General features: G+C 70.6%; 16 protein-coding genes. 12 read left to right on the forward strand and 4 right to left on the reverse strand.

The features are described 5' to 3' along the window. Positions 1-177: 177 nt before the first annotated feature. A complete protein-coding gene (locus ACWEOW_RS17595; RefSeq protein WP_452270561.1) occupies positions 178-1728 on the reverse strand; it encodes an MFS transporter in 1551 nt (516 codons plus the stop codon). Positions 1729-2120: 392 nt separating this feature from the next. Between ACWEOW_RS17595 and ACWEOW_RS17600 the strand changes: the two genes are divergently transcribed. The 3 genes from ACWEOW_RS17600 (at position 2121) to ACWEOW_RS17610 (ending at position 6413) form a co-directional block, all read left to right on the forward strand. Further along, positions 2121-2621 carry a hypothetical protein gene (locus tag ACWEOW_RS17600; protein ID WP_452270522.1) on the forward strand — a complete coding sequence of 167 codons (501 nt, stop codon included), beginning with the start codon at positions 2121-2123 and terminating at the stop codon, positions 2619-2621. 190 nt (positions 2622-2811) lie between these two features. Then, entirely contained in the window at positions 2812-3618 is an 807-nt protein-coding gene (locus ACWEOW_RS17605; RefSeq protein WP_452270523.1) for a hypothetical protein, read from the forward strand. Positions 3619-3662: 44 nt separating this feature from the next. Then, positions 3663-6413 (forward strand): cation-translocating P-type ATPase, encoded by a 2751-nt coding sequence (locus tag ACWEOW_RS17610; RefSeq protein WP_452270524.1) that lies wholly within the window; start codon positions 3663-3665, stop codon positions 6411-6413. Positions 6414-6707: 294 nt separating this feature from the next. On the opposite strand, the gene ACWEOW_RS17615 is transcribed toward ACWEOW_RS17610, so the two are convergent. Beyond that, positions 6708-7637, reverse strand: coding sequence for an LLM class F420-dependent oxidoreductase (locus tag ACWEOW_RS17615; RefSeq protein WP_452270525.1), 930 nt, complete (start codon positions 7635-7637; stop codon positions 6708-6710). Between the two features lie 154 nt (positions 7638-7791). Continuing rightward, entirely contained in the window at positions 7792-8436 is a 645-nt protein-coding gene (locus ACWEOW_RS17620; RefSeq protein ID WP_452270526.1) for a TetR/AcrR family transcriptional regulator, read from the reverse strand. 113 nt (positions 8437-8549) lie between these two features. On the opposite strand from ACWEOW_RS17620, the gene ACWEOW_RS17625 reads away from it, so the two are divergent. Continuing rightward, positions 8550-8762, forward strand: a complete 213-nt coding sequence (locus ACWEOW_RS17625; RefSeq protein WP_452270527.1) for a hypothetical protein — start codon at positions 8550-8552, stop codon at positions 8760-8762. Between the two features lie 8 nt (positions 8763-8770). Next, positions 8771-10270 (forward strand): MFS transporter, encoded by a 1500-nt coding sequence (locus tag ACWEOW_RS17630; protein ID WP_452270528.1) that lies wholly within the window; start codon positions 8771-8773, stop codon positions 10268-10270. A 105-nt stretch (positions 10271-10375) separates the two neighbouring features. On the opposite strand, the gene ACWEOW_RS17635 is transcribed toward ACWEOW_RS17630, so the two are convergent. After that, a complete protein-coding gene (locus ACWEOW_RS17635; RefSeq protein WP_452270529.1) occupies positions 10376-10894 on the reverse strand; it encodes an inorganic diphosphatase in 519 nt (172 codons plus the stop codon). A 160-nt stretch (positions 10895-11054) separates the two neighbouring features. Between ACWEOW_RS17635 and ACWEOW_RS17640 the strand changes: the two genes are divergently transcribed. From ACWEOW_RS17640 to folE, 7 genes are all read left to right on the forward strand, one after another. Beyond that, the gene (locus ACWEOW_RS17640; protein WP_452270530.1) at positions 11055-12557 is read left to right on the forward strand and encodes a D-alanyl-D-alanine carboxypeptidase/D-alanyl-D-alanine-endopeptidase; all 1503 of its coding nucleotides are present in this window, start codon (positions 11055-11057) and stop codon (positions 12555-12557) included. Positions 12558-12709: 152 nt separating this feature from the next. After that, complete coding sequence (locus ACWEOW_RS17645; RefSeq protein WP_452270531.1) at positions 12710-13813, forward strand: zinc-dependent metalloprotease; 1104 nt, start codon at positions 12710-12712, stop codon at positions 13811-13813. Between the two features lie 23 nt (positions 13814-13836). Further along, positions 13837-14841, forward strand: coding sequence for a tRNA lysidine(34) synthetase TilS (gene tilS / locus ACWEOW_RS17650; protein ID WP_452270532.1), 1005 nt, complete (start codon positions 13837-13839; stop codon positions 14839-14841). A gap of 112 nt (positions 14842-14953) precedes the next feature. Continuing rightward, on the forward strand, positions 14954-15505 hold the full coding sequence (gene hpt, locus ACWEOW_RS17655; RefSeq protein WP_452270533.1) for a hypoxanthine phosphoribosyltransferase: 552 nt from the start codon (positions 14954-14956) through the stop codon (positions 15503-15505). Positions 15506-15524: 19 nt separating this feature from the next. Next, the gene (locus ACWEOW_RS17660; protein ID WP_452270534.1) at positions 15525-16373 is read left to right on the forward strand and encodes a DUF1028 domain-containing protein; all 849 of its coding nucleotides are present in this window, start codon (positions 15525-15527) and stop codon (positions 16371-16373) included. Positions 16374-16676: 303 nt separating this feature from the next. Further along, positions 16677-18782: an ATP-dependent zinc metalloprotease FtsH gene (gene ftsH, locus ACWEOW_RS17665; RefSeq protein ID WP_452270535.1), complete on the forward strand. Its 2106-nt coding sequence runs from the start codon at positions 16677-16679 to the stop codon at positions 18780-18782. A gap of 3 nt (positions 18783-18785) precedes the next feature. Then, positions 18786-19358, forward strand: a complete 573-nt coding sequence (folE, locus tag ACWEOW_RS17670; protein ID WP_452270536.1) for a GTP cyclohydrolase I FolE — start codon at positions 18786-18788, stop codon at positions 19356-19358. The last annotated feature ends 66 nt before the right edge of the window (positions 19359-19424 follow it).

Consider the following 19424-nt stretch of genomic DNA (forward strand, 5'->3'; position numbering starts at 1 on the left):
GCTTCATGCCATCGACCCGTGACCATTGGGGCGAGGGGGCCACTCGACGGGGGCTGGGCTGGGGTTGGTGGGGCGAGGGGGCCACTCGACGGGGGCTGGGCTGGGGTTGGTGGGGCGAGGGGGCCACTCGATGGGGGCTGGGCTGGGGTTGGTGGGGCGAGGGGGCCACTCGACGGGCTATCCGCCGAGGATGTTCTCGGCGGCGCCGGACGGCTCCGGGTCGGGCAGCCGCCGCATCCGCATCGACGTCACGAACCCGGCAGCGCCGGCCAGGATCGGCACCAGGAGGGCGACCTGCAGCGCGACATGCCGGGCGTCGGTGTTGATCTGCACGATCTCGGCCTGCGTCGCCGGAGGCTGGCCGGCGAGCTGCTCGGTCAGCTGCGTGTTGCTCATCACCTGGGCGTCTTCCTCGAGGGCCTGTGCAACCTGCTGCTGCTCGCTCGACGACAGGACGGTGCTGTTGTTCGACATCGTCGTGAAGGCAAAGGACAGGGTGGCGAGCATGATCGCGCCGCCGAACGCCAGGCCGAACGACAGGCCGAACGAACCGGCGGCAGAGTTCACGCCTGCGGCCTCGCTGACCCGATCCTCGGAGATCGGCGACAGCGTGTAGTTGTTCAGCTGCGAGACGAGCAGGCCCAGGCCGGAGCCGGTGAGCACGAGCGGGATGACGAGCCACCAGCCCGTGCTCGCGCGCGGCATGACGGGCAGCAGGATGAGCAGGCCGACGGTGGCGAGGGCGAACCCGGCCCTGATGATGCTGCTCGGGCGACGGTGCCCGGCGCGCCGCCCCGCGAGCAGGGCCATGGCGAACATGCTGAAGGACAGCGGCGCCATCGACAGGCCCGACTGCATGGCGTTGTACTCCAGGACCATCTGCAGGTAGATGGGCAGGATGATCATCATCCCGCCGAGTGAGATCTGCTGGAGCATCTGGCCCGAGACGCCGAGCCGGAACGGCTCAGACCGGAACAGGTCCGGGTCGATGAGCGCCGCACGGCCGGCGCGCTTGCGGCGGCGCAGCCAGGTGACGAGCCCGGCCATCGCGACCGCACCGACTGCGATCAGGATCCCGACGGCCTCGCCGCCCTCCTGCCACACGAGGATGCCAAGCACGAGGCCGCCCATGCCGACGACCGACAGGGCCGCGCCCACGAGGTCGAGCTCGCGCGAGCCGGTGTAGGGCGCGTCCTTCACGAGGCGGATGCAGGCGAGCACGACGGCGATGATGACCGCCTCGAGCAGGAAGCCGACTCGCCAGGACAGGTAGGTCGTGATGAAGCCACCGAGCAGCGGCCCGACCGCCGCGGCGATCGCTGCTGCGGCGCCGACGAGCGCGTAGGCCTGCCGCTGCGCCTTGCCCTCGAAGTTGCCGTGGACGAGCGACTGCATCGCGGGCAGCATCAGCGAGGCCCCCAGGCCGCCGATGATCGCCCAGAAGATGATGATCGCGGTCAGGCCCTGGGCGAGGGTCATCGCGATGGCGCCGATGCCGTAGCCGAGCAGGCCGAGGATGTATGCGAGCTTGCGGCCGATGAGGTCGCCGACCTTGCTGCCGATGAGGATGAACGCGGCCGAGACCAGGGCTTCGAGGGCGATCGCCCCCTGGACGCCGCTCACGGTCGTGTCGAGGTCGCGGACCACTGCGGAGATCGAGACGTTCATCAGCGAGGTGTCGACGACCAGCACGAACATGGCCATCGCCATGAGCAGGGCCAGGCGCATGTCGAGCCGCTCCGACTCTGGCTCCGATGGCGGCGCGGGCGCGGGCTCGGAGGCTCGCTTCGCGGCAGCATCCGGAGTGCGGTCGGGGGTGCGCTCCGCTCCGGGATCAGAAGCCGGGTCCGGGATCGGAGCCGGGTCGCTCGTTGGTTCGGCCATGTCAGTCCTCCGGCGCTGTGCCTGGGCGGGGCCGCGCCACCCCCCCCCGGTAGCGCGGCTGCCACCGATGCTAGGAAAGCGCGCGGTTCCGCGACCCCACCCCGGCGGGGTGAAATGCCAGACCCGAACCCAGGACCCCGACCCAGCACCCGACCCCGCACCCGACCCCGCGCCCGACCCAGCACTCCGACTGCAGGGTCTTGCACAGGAACGGTCATCGATGGTGTCCTGACCGCATGTCCGACGTCTCGGGCGCGGACGCTCCGACGACTGTCGCCCCCATGTCACCGGAGGTGGCCGACCAGCTGGCTGCCAGGCTGCTCGGCGACCTGCGCACGCGCCTCGGCGGCCTGCACATCGCGCACGCACGACGGGTGGCGCACCAGGTGCGCGAGACGGACGACGCGCACGCCGTGCCGGTCGCTCTCCTGCACGACGTCGTCGAGAAAGGCGCGATCAGCCTGCACGACCTGCTCGAGCAGTCGGGTGACGAGCGGCTCGTCGGGCTCGTGGACCTGCTGACCAAGCGCGACGACGAGACCGAGGAGCAGTACCTCTCCCGGGTCGTGGCCGACCCCGTGGCGCTCGAGATCAAGCGGGCCGACCTCGTGGACAAGGGGTTCCACGACGATGCGGCCGTCGACGACTCGACTGCCCTGGACCTGTGGCTCGAGGCTCGCGGCAAGCTCGAGCTGCTCGAGCGCCTCGCCCGCGACGACGGGCACGCGACCGGCTGAGGCGGCACGAACACACCCGCTCCGGGTGAGGCGCGTGGAGCGCCCCGGCCTGACGATGGCCCTGTCAGCGGCATACGGGCGGGTGCGGGCAGCCTACGGCCACGGTGGCCCACGGCGCCTCCACCCCGGTCGGGGTGGTATCGAACCACCCACGGCCGACCTAGCGTCGAGGCGTTTCGAGGAGGTGCGTATGACCACAGAAAGCAGTGCAGTCCCAGCAACGGCGGCGCCACGCAGGCAGACCCTGACGGACGAGCAGCTCGTCGAGCTGCTGCGGCTCATCAAGGGCTCGGACACGGTGGAGCTGAAGCTCAGTGTGCCCGACGCGAACCAGCGGTCGACGGTCGCGGCCCTGGGCATGGACCCGCTCGATGCCCAGATCCGTCAGGTCGTCTTCTTCGACACGCCCGACCTCTACCTCAACAAGCACGGCGTCGTGCTGCGCGCGAGGCGGATCCGGGGCAGGGCCGGCGACAGCGTCGTCAAGCTGCGCCCGGTCGATCCGGAGAAGCTGAGCGCGGAGCAGCGGCAGTCGCCCGGGTTCGGCGTCGAGGTGGATGCCATGCCCGGTGGGTTCGTGTGCTCCGCGAGGCTCAAGGTCGAGACCATCGACGCGAAGATCCGCGGGGTGATCCTCGGCGACCGCCCGATCTCGAAGCTGTTCACCAAGGAGCAGCGCGCGCTGTATGCCGCGAACGCGCCCGAAGGCCTGACCATCGACGACCTGTCGGTCCTCGGGCCGATCAACGTCATGAAGCTGAAGTTCACGCCCCCCGAGCAGACCCGCCGGTTCGTGGCCGAGCTCTGGCTGTACCCGGACGGCTCACGGATCCTCGAGCTGTCGACCAAGTGCGCCACCGCTGAGACGTTCGCGGTCGTGGCGGAGGCGCGTGCGTACCTGCACTCGCGCGGCGTCGACCTCGACGCACCCCAGCAGACCAAGACGCGCACGGCCCTGGAGTTCTTCGCCCAGGAGCTTTCCGACGCACAGCAGTAGCCGTCGCGCCTTCGCGCGGCGGCCCGAACGGAGAGGTGGTGGCCATGAGTGCAGTGACGACCGCGGCGCCTGGTCGTGCCGGCAGCGAGCCCAACTGGCACGGGATGACGCCGGACCAGGTATGCCGCGAGCTCGACGTCGACCCGGCGCAGGGCCTCAGCCCTGACGAAGTGACGCGGCGCCGCGCGCTCTACGGGTCGAACAAGCTGGCCGAGGAGGCCAAGGAGCCGGGCTGGCGCGCGTTCCTGCGGCAGTACCAGGACCTCATGCAGCTCGTGCTCGTCGGCACCGCCATCGTCAGCGTGGTGGCGCTGCAGGACGTGAAGACGGCGCTGGTCGTCCTCGGCCTGACGCTGCTCAACGCCGTCATGGGCCTCAACCAGGAGGGCAAGGCGGCCGAGAGCGTCGCGGCCCTGAGCCAGATGCTGATCATGACCGCGAACGTGCGCCGCGACGGCCAGCGCGTCCAGGTGCCGGCCGAGGAGCTCGTGCCCGGCGACATCGTCGGGTTCGAGGCCGGTGACAAGGTGCCGGCCGACGGGCGCGTCCTCGTCGCGGCCACCCTCGAGATCGAGGAGGCCGGCCTCACCGGTGAGAGCACCCCGGTCTCCAAGGTCGTCTCGGCCGTCGCCGGCGATGATGTGGCGCTCGGCGACCGCGTCGACATGGCGTACATGAACTCCCAGGTCACCCGGGGTCGCGGCGAGATGGTCGTGACCGCCACGGGCATGTCGAGCGAGGTCGGGCGGATCTCCGGCATGCTCAGCTCGGTCGAGCAGGAGAAGACACCGCTGACCAAGCAGCTCGACCAGCTGACCGTCATCATCACCACACTCGCGGCCGTCGCCCTCGTCGCGATCGTCCTGCTCGGTCTCGCCCGCGGCGAGGCGTTCGACGACCTGTTCATCGTCGGCATCAGCCTCGCCATCGCCGCGATCCCGACGGGCCTGCCCGCCGTCGTGACGATGCTGCTGTCGATGGGCACCCGCGACCTCGCCGAGAAGGGCGCCATCGTCAAGCGGCTCAAGTCGGTCGAGACGCTCGGGTCCACGTCGGCGATCTGCTCGGACAAGACGGGCACGCTGACGCTCAACCAGATGACGGCCCGCAAGCTGATGATTGCCGGGCGCTGGTTCAGTGTCGACGGCCAGGGCTACTCGACGACCGGCCGGATCCTGCACGGTGGCGGCACGAGCACGGGCGACGTCGCACTCGAGCCGTTCACGATCGCGATGGCGCTCGCGAACGACGCCGTGATCCGCGACGGGCAGTGCATCGGAGACCCGACCGAGGGCGCCCTCGTCGTGCTGGCCGCCAAGGACGGGATCGACGTCGAGGAGACCCGGCGCCTCTACCCGCGCGTGAACGAGGTGCCCTTCGACGCCGAGTACAAGTTCATGGCGACCTTCCACGAGATGGCCGCCGACAGCTCGCCGGGCGCGCCGGCGGTCATCCGCTGCCTCGTGAAGGGCGCGCCTGACGTGCTCCTCGCGCGGTCGGCGACCTATCTCGACGCGGACGGCAGGGAGCAGTCGATGACCGACGCCGCCCGCACCCGGGTCATGGAGGCCAACGACAGCATGGCCGCCGAGGGGATGCGGGTGCTCGCGCTCGCGCGCAAGAGCTTCGACCCTGCGACGTTCGACCGAGACAGCAACCCGTTCCCGCTTGTCGCTGACCTGGAGCTGCTCGCCCTGGTCGGCATCGTCGACCCGCCCCGCCAGGAGGCCAAGGACGCGATCGCGGCCTGCCACAGCGCCGGTATCCGGGTCCGGATGATCACCGGCGACCACGCCACCACCGCCGCCGCCATCGCCGGCCAGCTGGGCATCGAGGGCAAGGCGATCACGGGTGCGGAGTTCGCCGCCATGCCGGACGACCAGCTCCTCGCCGAGGTGGACGACATCGGCGTCGTCGCGCGCGTCGCCCCCGAGGACAAGGTCCGTCTCGTCAGCGTGCTGAAGAGCAAGGGCAACATCGTCGCGATGACAGGTGACGGCGTGAACGACGCGCCCGCACTGACCCGAGCCGACATCGGTGTCGCCATGGGCATCACCGGCACGGAGGTCACCAAGGACGCCGCCGAGATGATCCTCACGGACGACAACTTCGCGACGATCGTGTCGGCCGTCCGCGGCGGCCGCGCCCTCTACGACAACCTCATGAAGTACGTCAGGTTCCAGATGCTCGGCGTCGGGGCCTTCATCCTGACCTTCCTGGGCGCCGGCATCTTCGACATCGCCAACGGCACCCCGCTGACGCCGCTGATGATCCTCTTCGTCAACTTCGCCATCGACGTCGTGCTCGCGGTCGGGCTCGGGTTCGACGCCGAGACGCCGGGACTGATGGACCGACGTCCACGGCCTCCGTCGGAGCCGATCATCAACCGCTTCCTGGGCATCTGGCTCGCCGTGTCGGGCCTGCTCATCGCGATCGGCGTCGTCGGCGTCGTGGCCTGGGGCGACGACAAGTACGGCCTCCCGGTCGCGATGACCATGGCGGTCACGCTGACCTGCCTCATGCACATCGTGGCCGCCGTCGAGTGGCGCGATCCGAGCCACAGCATCTTCAGCCGGGGGACCATCGCCAACGGCCGGTTCAACCTGCTGGTGCTCCTCGCGATCGGTCTCACCATCGCGCTGTCGCTGTCCGACGCGTTCAACCGGCTCTTCAAGACGACGCCGCTGACCGCCAATCAGTGGGTGATCTGCCTGGTGGTCACGGCCGGATTCTTGGTGCTGTCCGAGCTGCTGAAGCTCATCGTGCGGCGGTTCGCCAAGGACCAGGTCGCCTGACACCCTCCATCACTCGAGTGGCCTCGTCGTCACAGGGTTGGGGTGTGGCTGGTGGGGTTGTGTGGCCACTCGAGGTCAGGACCCACTCGAGTGGCCTCGTCGTCACGGGGTTGGGGTGTGGCTGGTGGGGTTGCGTGGCCACTCGAGGTCAGGACCCGGTCGAGTGGCCTCGTCGTCACAGGGTTGGGGTGTGGCTGGTGGGGTTGCGTGGCCACTCGAGGTCAGGACCCACTCGAGTGGCCTCGTCGTCACAGGGTTGGGGTGTGGCTGGTGGGGTTGCGTGGCCACTCGAGGTCAGGGGAGGCGGCGGAGCACGCCCTCGGCGATCTCGGCGAGGTGGTCGAGGTCGGACAGGTCGAGCACCTGGAGGTAGATGCGCTGCGTCCCCAAGTGCTCGAACTCCCGGATCTTGGCGACGATCTCGTCGGCCGAGCCGGCGAGCCCGTTCGCGCGCAGCTCGTCGACATCCCGCCCGATCGCACTGGCGCGGCGGCGCAGCGTCGCCCCGTCGTCGCCGAGGCAGACGACCTGCGCCGCCGAGTAGGTGAGCGACGCTGGGTCACGTCCGGCATCGGACGCAGCGGCGCGAACGCCGTCGAAGAGCCGCCCGGAGTCCTGCGGTGGCACGAACGCGGCGTTGAACTCGGCGGCATACCTCGCCGCGAGCGCAGGAGTGCGTCGCTTTCCACCGCCCCCGATGATGATCGGCACACCACCGGGCTGCACCGGCTTCGGGAGCGCCGGTGAGTCGATGATCGGGTAGTGGGTTCCGTTGTGGCTGAAAGTCTTTCCCGGCTCCGTCGCCCAGAGGCCAGTGATCACGGCGAGCTGCTCCTCGAGCCGGTCGAAGCGCTCGCCGAGCGCCGGAAAGGGGATGCCGTATGCCGTGTGCTCGGCCTCGTACCAGCCGGCGCCGAGGCCCAGCTCGACCCGGCCGGCGCTCATCTGGTCGACGCCGGCGACCTGGATCGACAACGGTCCGGGGAGCCGGAAGGTAGCGGAGGTGACCAGGGTGCCGAGGCGGATCGACGTGGTGTCGCGGGCCAGGCCCGCGAGCGTGGTCCACGCGTCGGTAGGGCCCGCCCCGCCGTCGCCGCCCATGTGGAGGTAGTGGTCAGAGCGGAAGAAGCCGCTGAAGCCGAGGTCCTCGGCTGTCCGGGCGACGGCCAGCAGGTCGTCGTAGGTCGCTCCCTGCTGGGGCTCGGTGAAGACGCGCAGGTCCATATCTCTCCTCGTCGGCGTGCGTGTGCGTATGAAGACGGCCACTCGACCGTCGGGAAGCCGTGCTCATCCGCGGCCGCGTGTGGGCGGATGCGGACAGCAGCGCGCGTGTCTCGACGTGACCGCTCGACCGTCGAGTGGTCACGGGCAACAGCGGTCAGTCTCGGACGATTCCGTCGATGACGACGTCGAGCATCGGGCGGGCGTCGATCGGGACCCGGCTCTGGTCGGCCACGCTCGCGATGCCGCTGACGAGGCGCATGACGTTGCGCGGGTCGACGCCGGGACGCAGCTCGCCACGCTGGTCGAGGTGGTCGATGACCATGCGGTTGGCTTCGCCCATGATCTGGCACTTGCCGTAGATGGGCGAGGTGGGGTCGTCCATGGCGGCGCAGAGCTTCATCGCGGCGCCGCGGTGGAGCGTGATGTGCTCGACGAAGTTCTCGAACCAGGTCAGGAGCGTCTCGCGTGCCGGGCGGTCGGCCGCCACGGCGGCCTGGGCGTCGGAGGTCACCCGCTCGGCCCAGTCGCGCATGAGGGCGTCGACGAGGGCTTCGCGGGTGGGGAAGTGGCGGTAGAGCGTGCCCGGGCCGACACCTGCACGCTTGGCGATCTCGTCGAGGGAGCAGTCGGTGCCGCGCTCGGTGAAGACCACCCGTGCGGTCGCGACGATCTTGTCGTAGTTGCGGCGCGCATCTGCGCGCATCGGGCGCGGAGTGCCACCAGCGGCCGAGCTGCCTTGGGCGGCAACGGTTTCCGGCGACGAGTCCAGCTGCGCCTCGCCGACCTTGACAGAGGTCACGGCAAAAGCTCCTTGCTAAACGGAGACAGTCTCCGTATTGTGGGTCGAGCAGAACCGGAGTGGTTCTCCGCTAATAGTAGCGCCGACCGTCGTCTTCGAGGGAGTTGGCAGCCATGACCACCACGATCCACCCGACCCGACAGGCCCAGCGCCTGCACCTGTCCCACCTCGCCACCACGCACCGCGCCCCGCTGAGCAAGCGGCCCGACGGTGCAGCCCACCAGCGCGTCACCGGCTTCATCCCGATGGCACGCGACCCGCTCAGCGTCGAGCGTGCCCACCAGTCCGACACTGCGGACGAAACGCGACGAAACCAGGAATCCTGAGGCACTCGATGTCACCGCGCACCATCACCGGGCAAGCAACGCCCAACCCCACCACCCGCTCCACCGACGCGCGACGGGCGTCGATCGGCATCGGCATCGTGCTCGTCGCCCAGCTGATGCTCGTGCTCGACGCGACCGTCGTCAACGTCGCCCTACCCCGCATCCAGGCCGACCTCGGCTTCACGCCGGCCGGCCTGTCCTGGGTGCTCAACGCCTACACGCTCGCCTTCGGCGGGCTGCTCCTGCTCGGCGGGCGCGTCGGTGACGTGCTCGGCCGGCTCCGCACCTTCGAGATCGGGCTCGGCGTGTTCACCGTGGCCAGCCTCCTCGGCGGCCTGGCGCCGTCCCCGGGCTGGCTCATCGCCGCCCGCACCCTGCAGGGTGTCGGCGCAGCCTTCGCCGCTCCCGGGGTCCTCGCCCTGCTGACGACGAGCGCGCCCGACGAGTCCGCACGCAACCGCGGCCTGGCCCTCTTCACCGCCGTCTCGTCGGCAGGCGCGTCCATCGGCCTGCTCCTCGGCGGGGTCCTCACCGACCTGGTCAGCTGGCACTGGACGCTGTTCATCAACGTGCCGATCGGCGTCGCGGTCCTGCTCCTGGCCCGCCGTTTCGTCACCGAGACCCCCCGCCGTTCGAGCCGCTTCGACGTCGTCGGCGCGGTCACGGCGACCCTCGGCTCGGTTGCGGTGGTCTACGGCTTCATCAACGCTCCCGACCGCGGCTGGTCGTCGCCCTACACCGTCGGCGCCTTCGCCATCGGCGCGGTCCTGCTCGCGCTCTTCGTGCGCACCGAGGGCCGGGTGCGCGACCCGCTGCTGCCCCTTCCGCTCGTGCGCAACCGCTCGCGGGCCACGGCGCTGGTCGTGATGGCCCTCGTCGTCGGGGCGCAGTTCTCGACGTTCTTCCTCGTCACGCAGTACCTCCAGCGGGTCCTCGGGTTCAGCCCGGTCGCCACCGGGGCGGCGTTCCTGCCCCTCAGCCTCGCGATCTTCGCCATGTCGCGGGTCAGCGCCCGGCTCGTCGCCAAGGTCGGTCCGCGGGCGCTGATGATCGTCGGCACGATCGGCCTGTCGGCCAGCTTCGTCTGGCTCGCGGGCATCACCGAGACGAGTGGGTATGCCGCCCAGCTCCTTGGCCCGCTCGTGCTCAACGGCGCGTCGGCCGCGCTGGTCTTCATGCCGGTCACGGTCGTCGTGCTCGGTGGCGTCGACCGGTCCCACGCGGGAACGATCTCCGGCCTGCTGCAGACCTGCCAGCAGCTCGGTGGCGCCGTGGGCCTCGCTGCGATCGTCAGCGTCTACGCCTCCGGAGCTGTCCCGGGCCGGTTCGTGCCGGGGGTCTCGACGGCGTTCCACACCTCGGCGATCTTCGCGGGCGTCGCGTTCCTGCTGGCCACGCTCGTCCTGCGGCGTGAGCCTGCGGCCGCTCGGTCAGCGGAACAGCCCGCGAGCCAGCCCGCGAGCCAGCCCGCGCCGGTGGTCGCCAGCGCGGCCGTGATCGCAGACTGATCCGCAGCCGACCGGGCCAACCGCACTCGACACGCCGCTGGGCGCGCCTCCTGCGAAGGAAGCGCGCCCAGCGGCATACGTGGGTGGGGAAGGGCGGACGCCCCGTCAGTGGCCCGGCGGCATACTCCAGCGCGCGGTCGAGGTGCCCTGCTCCTTGGCCCGCTCGAAGGCCTCGGCGACGAGCTTCTCAGCCTCCTCGCGGCCGCCCCAGTCCGAGGCCTCGACGTGCTTGCCGGGCTCGAGGTCCTTGTACCGCTCGAAGAAGTGCTGGATCTCCTTGAGCGTGTAGTCGCTGACGTCGTCGATGTCCCGCACGTCGTCCGACCGCACGTCGACCGGGACGCAGAGCACCTTGTCGTCGCCGCCGGCCTCGTCGGTCATGTGGAAGACGCCGACCGGGCGGGCCTCGACGACGACCCCCGGGTAGACCGGCTCAGGCAGCAGCACCAGTGCGTCGAGCGGGTCGCCGTCCTCGCCGAGAGTGTCCTCGATGTAGCCGTAGTCGGCCGGGTACGCCATCGGGGTGAAGAGGTACCTGTCGAGGCGGATCCGACCCGTCTCGTGGTCGACCTCGTACTTGTTCCGCTGTCCGCGAGGGACCTCAATGGTGACGTCGAACTCCACGTCTTCCCCTTCGTGCAGCCCGCTGGCGGGCTCTGATGCCGAGGCATGCCCCGACGGCTGACAGAATCTTCCGCGACAGTGTGTCAGCAAGGGTGCTCCTTGCGCGAAACAGTGACCACAGGCGACGACGGACGGGGGTGGCTCGGGCATGGCTCGGGGGATGACCCACACCATGGCGGCCGTCTGGTCCGCTGTCGCCGTGCTCCTCGGGTATGCCGTCCTCGACGTCGCGGACGCCGCTCCCGGCGTGCTCACGCTGGCCCCAGCGCCGCCACCGCCGCCCACGGAGACGCCAGGCAGGCGCACCCTGCCCGTCGTCCCGCAGCCGACGATGCCGACCTCGGTCGGTATGCCGCTCCCGGCCCTCGCAGGTGAGACCGCGGCGCCCAGCGCGGCCGGGGTCGAGGCGGCGCTCGCGCAGGTGCGCGCCCTGTCGGCGCTGCGTGACTCCGCACTCGTCGTGCAGGACGGCCAGACCGGCGAGGTGCTGCTCGACCAGGGCGGCGACGAGCTGCGCGTGCCGGCCTCGACCACGAAGCTGCTCTCGGCGGCCGCGATCGGCCAGGCCTTCGCACCGGATGCCACGCTGAAGACCGTGGTGCGGGAAGGGCCGGCACCCGACGAGATCGTCCTCGTCGCCGGCGGCGACTCCCTCATCAACCCCGGACGCGGCGACGCCTCCGCGGTCGCGGGCCGCGCGGGCCTGCGCGACCTCGCGGACCAGGTCGCGAAGTCGTTGCGTAACAAGGGGATCCGCTCGGTGCGCCTCGACGTCGACGAGAGCTATGCCTACGGCCCGAGTCTCGCCTCCACGTGGAGTCCCAACTTCCGTCCGTCCGGCATCACGGGCGCAGTCGCGATGCTCGGGCTGTCGACGCAGCGGGCGGAGGGCGGCGCGCATCCCGGCCCTGCCGACCCGGTGGCGTCGGTTCGAGACCTCCTCGTCCAGCAGCTCGAGAACCGCGGCATCTCCGTCACGACCGGCGACCGCACCCACGACACGCCACCGGACGGGTCGGGCTCGGACGGCAGCTCCGGCACGACGGCGGCCACGACGGCGGGCGCGACCGGCACCCCGACGCCGCCGGCCAGCGGGCCTGGCTCCATCCTCGGCTCGGTCGAGTCGGCGCCCGTTCGCGAGCAGCTGGCCCTGGCCCTCACCGACAGCGACAACGCGCTGACCGAGATCCTCACCCGCCAGGCGGCATACCGCTCCGGGTCCGGCACCGACTTTCCGGAGGTCGGGGCCTGGGTCGTCGAGCAGGTGGGAGCGCTCGGCCTCGACACCACCGGCGTCCACCTCGCTGACGCGAGCGGACTGTCCAGGGAGAACCGCGTCCGCGCCGCCCTGCTGGGCCAGGTGCTGGTGCTCGGCTACGACGGCAAGCACCCGGTGCTGCGCCGGGCGCTCGACGGGCTGCCCATCGGCGGCCTCACCGGCACGCTGGAGAAACGCTTCGAGGGCGACGACCACGAGGCCGCGGGCCGAGCCCGGGCCAAGACCGGCACCCTGACCGGCGCGAACGCGCTCGCCGGCAGCGTGGTCAACGACGACGGGCGACTGATCGTCTATGTAGGCATGGTGGCCGGAGCGGGAACCAAAGACGCGCGGGCGGCGTTGGACCGTTTTGTAGCGGTACTCGCCTCGTGCGGGTGCCGTTGACGGGCCGGTGGGTCGCTCGGGGTAGGACAGTCGGTGACGACACGAAACCCTGTGCGGCCGGCTGGACCACCTGGTGGGCCGCCACGCGTGCCGCACGAGTCGCGGGGGGCGCACCCAGCGCACGACGTCTGCACCGCACCGGAAGGCCTGGAATGACCGACACGACCGTCACGACCGCATCGGGACCAGGGGTACCAGGCGTGCCCCCAGCGGGACCGACGGCCTCCATCGACTACGAGTTCGCCAAGCGGACCGGCCGCGCCATCGTCAAGCCGGGGCCCCAGGTCTCCAGCGACGAGGCTGCAGCGATCGTGGCCGACCTGCGCAGCGCCGCCGCCTCCGCCGTGGCACCGGTCGCCGAGACCAGCGCACTCGCCGCTCCCGAGGACGCGCCGCCGCCGCTCGTCGTCGACCGGGCCGGGTGGATCAGCGCCAACGTCGACTCGTTCCGGGCGATGCTCGACCCCGTCGTCGACAAGCTCAACGCGAAGAAGAAGACCGCGCCGGGCTCGACCGCGACGATGATCGGCGCCAAGGTGACCGGCGCCGAGATGGGCACCCTGCTCGCCTTCCTGTCCAGCAAGATCCTCGGTCAGTACGACCTGGCACCGGGCGGCACGCCCCGGCTGCTGCTCGTCGCGCCGAACATCGTGGCCACCGAGCGCAAGCTCGAGGTCGACCCGCACGACTTCCGCCGCTGGGTCGCGATGCACGAGGAGACCCACCGCGTGCAGTTCACCGCGGTGTCCTGGCTGCGGGAGCACATGGTCACCGAGTCGCAGAGCCTCGCCGTCGACCTCGCCCCCACGCCCGAGGATCTCAACAAGCGGTTCGAGCAGCTCACCCGCAACCTCCCCGAGGTGATCTCCTCGGGCGAGGGCCTGGGCCAGCTGTTCGCGACGCCCGAGCAGAAGGCGCGCATCGCCGAGCTCACCGCAGTCATGTCGCTGCTCGAGGGCCACGCCGACGTCGTCATGGACGCGGTCGGGCCGACGGTCATCCCGTCGGTCGACGAGATCCGCCGCAAGTTCGACCAGCGCCGCAACAACGCGGTCGGGATCGACCGCCTCATGCGCAAGCTGCTCGGTCTCGAGGCGAAGATGCGCCAGTACCGTGACGGCGCCGTCTTCGTCCGGGCCGTCATGGACCAGGTCGGTCGCGAGGGGTTCAACGCCGTGTGGTCCTCGCCCGAGACCCTGCCCAAGGCCGCCGAGATCCTCGAGCCCAGCGCCTGGGTGCGCCGGGTCCACGGCTGAGCGCCGTGCGAGGCCCTTCCGAGATGCCCGGACCAGACCCCGCCGTTGCAGCGACGCGCCTCGCCGTGCGCGAGCACCTCGCCGACCTCCCGCCCGGAGCCGTCGTCCTCGTGGCCTGCTCCGGCGGGCCCGACTCCGTGGCGCTCGCCGCCGCGCTCGCGTTCGAGGCTCCGAGGTCCGGGCTGCGTGCCGCCGCCGTCATCGTCGACCATGGCCTCCAGGACGACTCCCGCGAGGTCGCCCAGCGTGCCGCGACGATCTGCGGCGACCTCGGTCTCGACCCGGTCGAGATCGTCTCGGCCGACGTCCGGCCCACCGGCTCCGGCCTCGAGGCCGACGCCCGCAGTGCGCGCTATGCCGCGATCGAGAAGGTCGCCAACCGGCTCGGCGCCTCAGCCATCCTCATCGGGCACACCCGCGACGACCAGGCCGAGCAGGTCCTGCTCGGCCTGTCCCGCGGCTCCGGTGCCCGGTCGCTGAGCGGTATGCCGGCCCGCCGCGACCGCTTCGTCCGTCCGCTTCTCGCGCTCCCGCGCGCGACCACGCTCGCCGCCTGTGCGGCATACGGCATCGAGCCGTGGCAGGACCCACACAACAGCGACACCTCGTTCCGGCGGGTGCGGGCGCGCCGGTTGCTGGCCCACCTGGAGCAGGACCTCGGGCCGGGGTTCGGCGCGGCTCTCGCGAGGTCCGCGGACCTGCTGCGCGAGGACGCCGACTTCCTCGAGGGGCTGGCATTGACGGCGCGGGCAGGCCTCCCTGACGCGGACGGCCAGCCGGGCGTGGACCTCGATGCCCTCGCCGCGCTGCCGCGGGCGATCCGCACGCGCGTCTGGCGGATCCTCGCCGCCGAGGCCGGTGCGCCGCTCGCCGACGTCAACGCCGCGCACGTCGAGTCGCTCGACGCGTTGCTGACGTCGTGGCACGGCCAGGGGCCGCTGCACGTCCCTGGCGGGATCGCGGTGAGCCGCACGGGCAGCTCGATCAGGTTCAGCCCGATCCGCGACCACGAGGCCGCCCGGCTCTGACGTCTCGCGTGGGCGCCCGAGGGTCGCTCGGCGCCTCGGCACGGTGCTGTTGAATGGTCTACGCCGCCCGCCGCACCCGACACGCCGTTGTCGACGACACCGAGGAGCCTTCGTGGACCACGAGGACATGGGAGACGACCTGGCCAAGGTCCTGCTCACCGAGGAGCAGATCCAGAGCCGTCTCGCCGAGCTCGCAGTAGACATCTGGAAGGACTACGCCGACAAGGACTTCCTCCTCGTCGGCGTGCTCAAGGGAGCGGTCGTCGTCATGGCCGACCTCATGCGCGCCCTGCCCGGCACCGCTCCGATGGACTGGATGGCGGTCTCGTCCTACGGCTCGGGCACCAAGTCGTCCGGTGTGGTCCGGATCCTCAAGGACCTCGACACCGACATCACCGGCCGGCACGTGCTCATCGTCGAGGACATCATCGACTCGGGCCTGACGCTCTCCTGGATCAAGAGCAACCTCGAGTCGCGCCGCCCGGCCTCGGTCGAGATCTGCACCCTGCTGCGCAAGCCCGACGTCGTCAAGGTCGACATCCCGGTCAAGTACGTCGGCTTCGACATCCCCAACGAGTTCGTCGTCGGCTACGGCCTCGACTACGCCGAGAAGTACCGCAACCTCCGCTGCGTCGGCACCCTCGCCCCCCACGTCTACGCCTGAGGCGTGAGAGCCTCGCGCCATGACGTTCTCGATCGTCGCGCGCCAGGGCGAGGCCTATGGTGTCGCGGTCGCCTCGAAGTTCCTCGCGGTCGGCGCGGTCGTGCCCGCTGCTCGCATCGGAGTCGGTGCCGTCGCCACGCAGTCCTACGCCCGGGTGGCCTACCTCCAGGAGCTGCTCGAGCGTCTCGCGTCGGGTGAGCCTGCCCCGGCCGCGCTCGAGGCCGCGACCGCCCTCGACGACGGCAGGCAGACCCGGCAGGTCGGGCTGGTCGGGAAGGCCTCGGCGGCGACCTTCACGGGCTCCGAGTGCAACCCGTGGGCGGGCGGCGTGGCGCGCGACGACGGCGACACGGCATACGCCATCCAGGGCAACATCCTCACCGGGCCGGACGTCGTCGAGGCCATGGAGCGGGCCTGGCACGACTCTGCGGGACGTGGTCTGGCTCGGCGCCTCCTCGCGGCGCTCACCGCCGGTGACGCCGCCGGAGGGGACTCGCGCGGGCGTCAGAGCGCGGCCATGTATGCCGTCGAGCCCGGCGCCGGCTACGACAGCTGCGGGGTGCTCGTCGACCTCCGTGTCGACGACCACGCGGACCCCGTGCCCGAGCTCGGCCGGCTGCTCGACGACTGGGAGATGTACTTCGGCAAGCCCGAGGACGTCCAGCCGCTCGAGGGCGACCTCGCCACCGAGGTCGCCGAGCGGCTGGCTCAGGCCGGCCATCCCGTTGCTGAAGGGGGCGGCGACGGTGCGGCCGACCTGGCGACGGCCCTGGCGGACTGGGCCGGCGAGGCGAACTACGAGGCCCGGCTGAGCCCCGACGGCATCGATGCCCGCGTGCTCGCCGCCCTTCGCGCGACGACCTCCTGACGTTCATTTTTCCCCGTCGAGTGGGCGCCCCGTACCATCCGCCCCGCGTCGAGTGGGCGCCCCGTCACACCTTTCACGTGACCTGTGGGGCGCATGTGGCCGGTGTGACGGATCGCCCACTCGACGAGAAGGGGGAGGGTTGGTACGGCATACGGCTGCGGGGCGGTCGGGGACGCCCACGCGTGGGCTGGTTGGTCATGGGTACGCGACATGCGGAACACTGGTAGTTCGCCGGACGTTGTGCCGGTGGACCAACTCACCGGACGAGCAGGAGGGCCGGGGCGTCATTCGCCCCGCAGGTACATGGACGCAAAGCGGATTCTGCGCACGCCACTGTTGTGGATCTTGGTCCTCATCAGCGCGCTCGTCTTCGGCATGTTGTTCTCCGAGTCCGGCCCGCCGCGGATCGACACATCCGAGGCGATGAAGCAGATCACAAACGGCAACGTCGAGTCGGCCAAGCTCATCGACAACGAGCGCATGGAGCTGACCCTCAAGACCCCGTACGACTCGCCTGACGGCACCGTCAAGGACGCCAAGTCGGTCTACGCCTACTACGTCGACGCCCGCGGCCAGCAGGTCGTCGACGCGCTCGACGCGAAGCCGCCGACCAAGGGCGTGGACGACTACATCGAGCAGCAGAGCTGGTTCGGGTCACTGCTGTTCTCGATCCTGCCGATCATCATCATCCTCGCCCTGTTCTGGTTCCTCATGGGGCAGATGCAGGGCGGCGGCAACCGCGTCATGCAGTTCGGCAAGTCGCGGGCCAAGCTCGCCACCAAGGACACCCCGAAGGTGACCTTCGCGGACGTCGCCGGCTGCGACGAGGCCATCGAGGAGCTCCAGGAGATCAAGGAGTTCCTCCAGGAGCCTGCGAAGTTCCTCGCCGTCGGCGCCAAGATCCCCAAGGGCGTGCTGCTCTACGGCCAGCCGGGAACGGGCAAGACGCTGCTGGCCCGCGCCGTCGCGGGGGAGGCCGGCGTCCCGTTCTACTCGATCAGCGGCTCCGACTTCGTCGAGATGTTCGTCGGTGTCGGCGCCAGCCGCGTGCGCGACCTGTTCGAGCAGGCCAAGGCGAACGCCCCGGCCATCGTCTTCGTCGACGAGATCGACGCCGTCGGTCGTCACCGTGGCGCGGGCCTCGGCGGCGGTCACGACGAGCGCGAGCAGACGCTGAACCAGCTGCTCGTGGAGATGGACGGCTTCGACGTCAAGACCAACGTCATCCTCATCGCCGCGACCAACCGGCCCGACATCCTCGACCCTGCCCTGCTGCGCCCTGGCCGTTTCGACCGCCAGATCGCCGTCGAGGCGCCCGACATGATCGGCCGTCACCGCATCCTCGAGGTGCACGCGCAGGGCAAGCCCATGGCACCTGACGTCGACCTGCTGGCCGTCGCCCGGCGCACGCCCGGCTTCACCGGCGCCGACCTGGCGAACGTCCTCAACGAGGCCGCGCTGCTCACCGCCCGTGGCGACCGCCGCGTCATCGACAACCCGGCTCTCGACGAGGCGATCGACCGTGTCATCGCCGGCCCGCAGAAGCGCACCCGCATCATGTCGGCCAAGGAGCGCAAGATCACGGCGTACCACGAGGGTGGCCACGCCCTGGTTGCTGCGGCGCTCAACCACACCGACCCTGTCACCAAGGTGACGATCCTGCCGCGCGGACGGGCCCTCGGCTACACGATGGTCATGCCGGTGGACGACAAGTACTCCACGACCCGCAACGAGATCCTCGACCAGCTCTCGTACGCCCTGGGTGGCCGCGTCGCGGAGGAGATCGTCTTCCACGAGCCCACCACCGGCGCGAGCAACGACATCGAGAAGGCCACGGGTCTGGCCCGCAAGATGGTCACCGAGTTCGGCATGTCCGAGCGCATCGGTGCGATCAAGCTCGGGCAGAGCAACGGTGAGGTGTTCCTCGGACGCGACATGGGCCACCAGCGCGACTACTCCGAGGAGATTGCCAGCGTCGTCGACGAGGAGGTGCGCAAGCTCATCGAGGCGGCGCACGACGAGGCCTACGCGGCCATCAACCAGAACCGCGACATCCTCGACAACCTCGTGCTCGAGCTGCTCGAGAAGGAGACCCTCAACCAGGCCGAGCTCGCCGACGTGTTCAAGCACGTCGATCGCGTGCCCAAGCGCCCGACCTGGCTGTCGTCGCAGGCCCGCGTGCCGGGCGACCGGCCCCCGGTGCTGACGCCCGCGGAGATCGCCGCGAAGAACGGCCAGAACGGGCAGAACGGCCACCTCCCGCCGCCCGTGCCTCCGGACCGGACGATCGAGGAGAAGATCGACGAGGCAGCCGCCGTCGGTGCCCACCCACTGACGGTTGAGCACCCGCCGGAGCAGGTCATCGAGGTCCCCGACGACCAGCCCGTGCGCCCCGGCGAGAAGAGCTGACGCGTGCCGGTCGACCACGAGCGCGCCGAGGCGGCCGTCCGTGAGCTGCTGCTCGCCATCGGGGAGGACCCCGAGCGGGAGGGCTTGCGCGACACGCCGGCGCGCGTAGCGAGGTCGTACTCCGAGATCTTCGCTGGTCTCGACATGACCGCAGAGGAGGTGCTCAGCACGACCTTCTCGATCGACCATGAAGAGCTCGTCATCGTGCGCGACATCGAGCTCTACAGCACGTGCGAGCACCACCTCGTGCCGTTCCACGGGGTGGCGCACGTGGGCTACATCCCCGACAAGCACGGGCGGGTCACCGGTCTGTCCAAGCTCGCTCGGCTCGTCGAGGTGTTCGCCCGGCGCCCGCAGGTGCAGGAGCGGCTCACGTCGCAGATCGCGGACGCCCTCGTCGAGCACCTGAGCGTGCGTGGCGTGATCGTCGTGGTGCAGGCCGAGCACCTGTGCATGTCGATGCGCGGCATCCGCAAGCCTGGTGCGAGCACGATCACCTCCGCCGTGCGAGGGCAGCTGCGCGACCCGGCCACTCGAGCGGAGGCCATGGCGCTCATGCTCGAGGGCAACAAGTGAGCGACCCCTTCGCGCCGCCGTGTCCGCGTCACCGGTGAAGACGCCTTCCCCGGTGGAAGGATGTGC

The organism is Monashia sp. NPDC004114, from assembly GCF_053603855.1.

Coding starts and splice junctions, on each gene's coding strand:
- ACWEOW_RS17595 (WP_452270561.1), bottom strand. CDS start 1,728: ATGCGCCTGGCCCTGCTCATGGCGATGGCCATGTTCGTGCTGGTCGTC.
- ACWEOW_RS17600 (WP_452270522.1), top strand. CDS start 2,121: ATGTCCGACGTCTCGGGCGCGGACGCTCCGACGACTGTCGCCCCCATG.
- ACWEOW_RS17605 (WP_452270523.1), top strand. CDS start 2,812: ATGACCACAGAAAGCAGTGCAGTCCCAGCAACGGCGGCGCCACGCAGG.
- ACWEOW_RS17610 (WP_452270524.1), top strand. CDS start 3,663: ATGAGTGCAGTGACGACCGCGGCGCCTGGTCGTGCCGGCAGCGAGCCC.
- ACWEOW_RS17615 (WP_452270525.1), bottom strand. CDS start 7,637: ATGGACCTGCGCGTCTTCACCGAGCCCCAGCAGGGAGCGACCTACGAC.
- ACWEOW_RS17625 (WP_452270527.1), top strand. CDS start 8,550: ATGACCACCACGATCCACCCGACCCGACAGGCCCAGCGCCTGCACCTG.
- ACWEOW_RS17630 (WP_452270528.1), top strand. CDS start 8,771: ATGTCACCGCGCACCATCACCGGGCAAGCAACGCCCAACCCCACCACC.
- ACWEOW_RS17640 (WP_452270530.1), top strand. CDS start 11,055: ATGACCCACACCATGGCGGCCGTCTGGTCCGCTGTCGCCGTGCTCCTC.
- ACWEOW_RS17645 (WP_452270531.1), top strand. CDS start 12,710: ATGACCGACACGACCGTCACGACCGCATCGGGACCAGGGGTACCAGGC.
- tilS (WP_452270532.1), top strand. CDS start 13,837: ATGCCCGGACCAGACCCCGCCGTTGCAGCGACGCGCCTCGCCGTGCGC.
- ACWEOW_RS17660 (WP_452270534.1), top strand. CDS start 15,525: ATGACGTTCTCGATCGTCGCGCGCCAGGGCGAGGCCTATGGTGTCGCG.
- ftsH (WP_452270535.1), top strand. CDS start 16,677: ATGGACGCAAAGCGGATTCTGCGCACGCCACTGTTGTGGATCTTGGTC.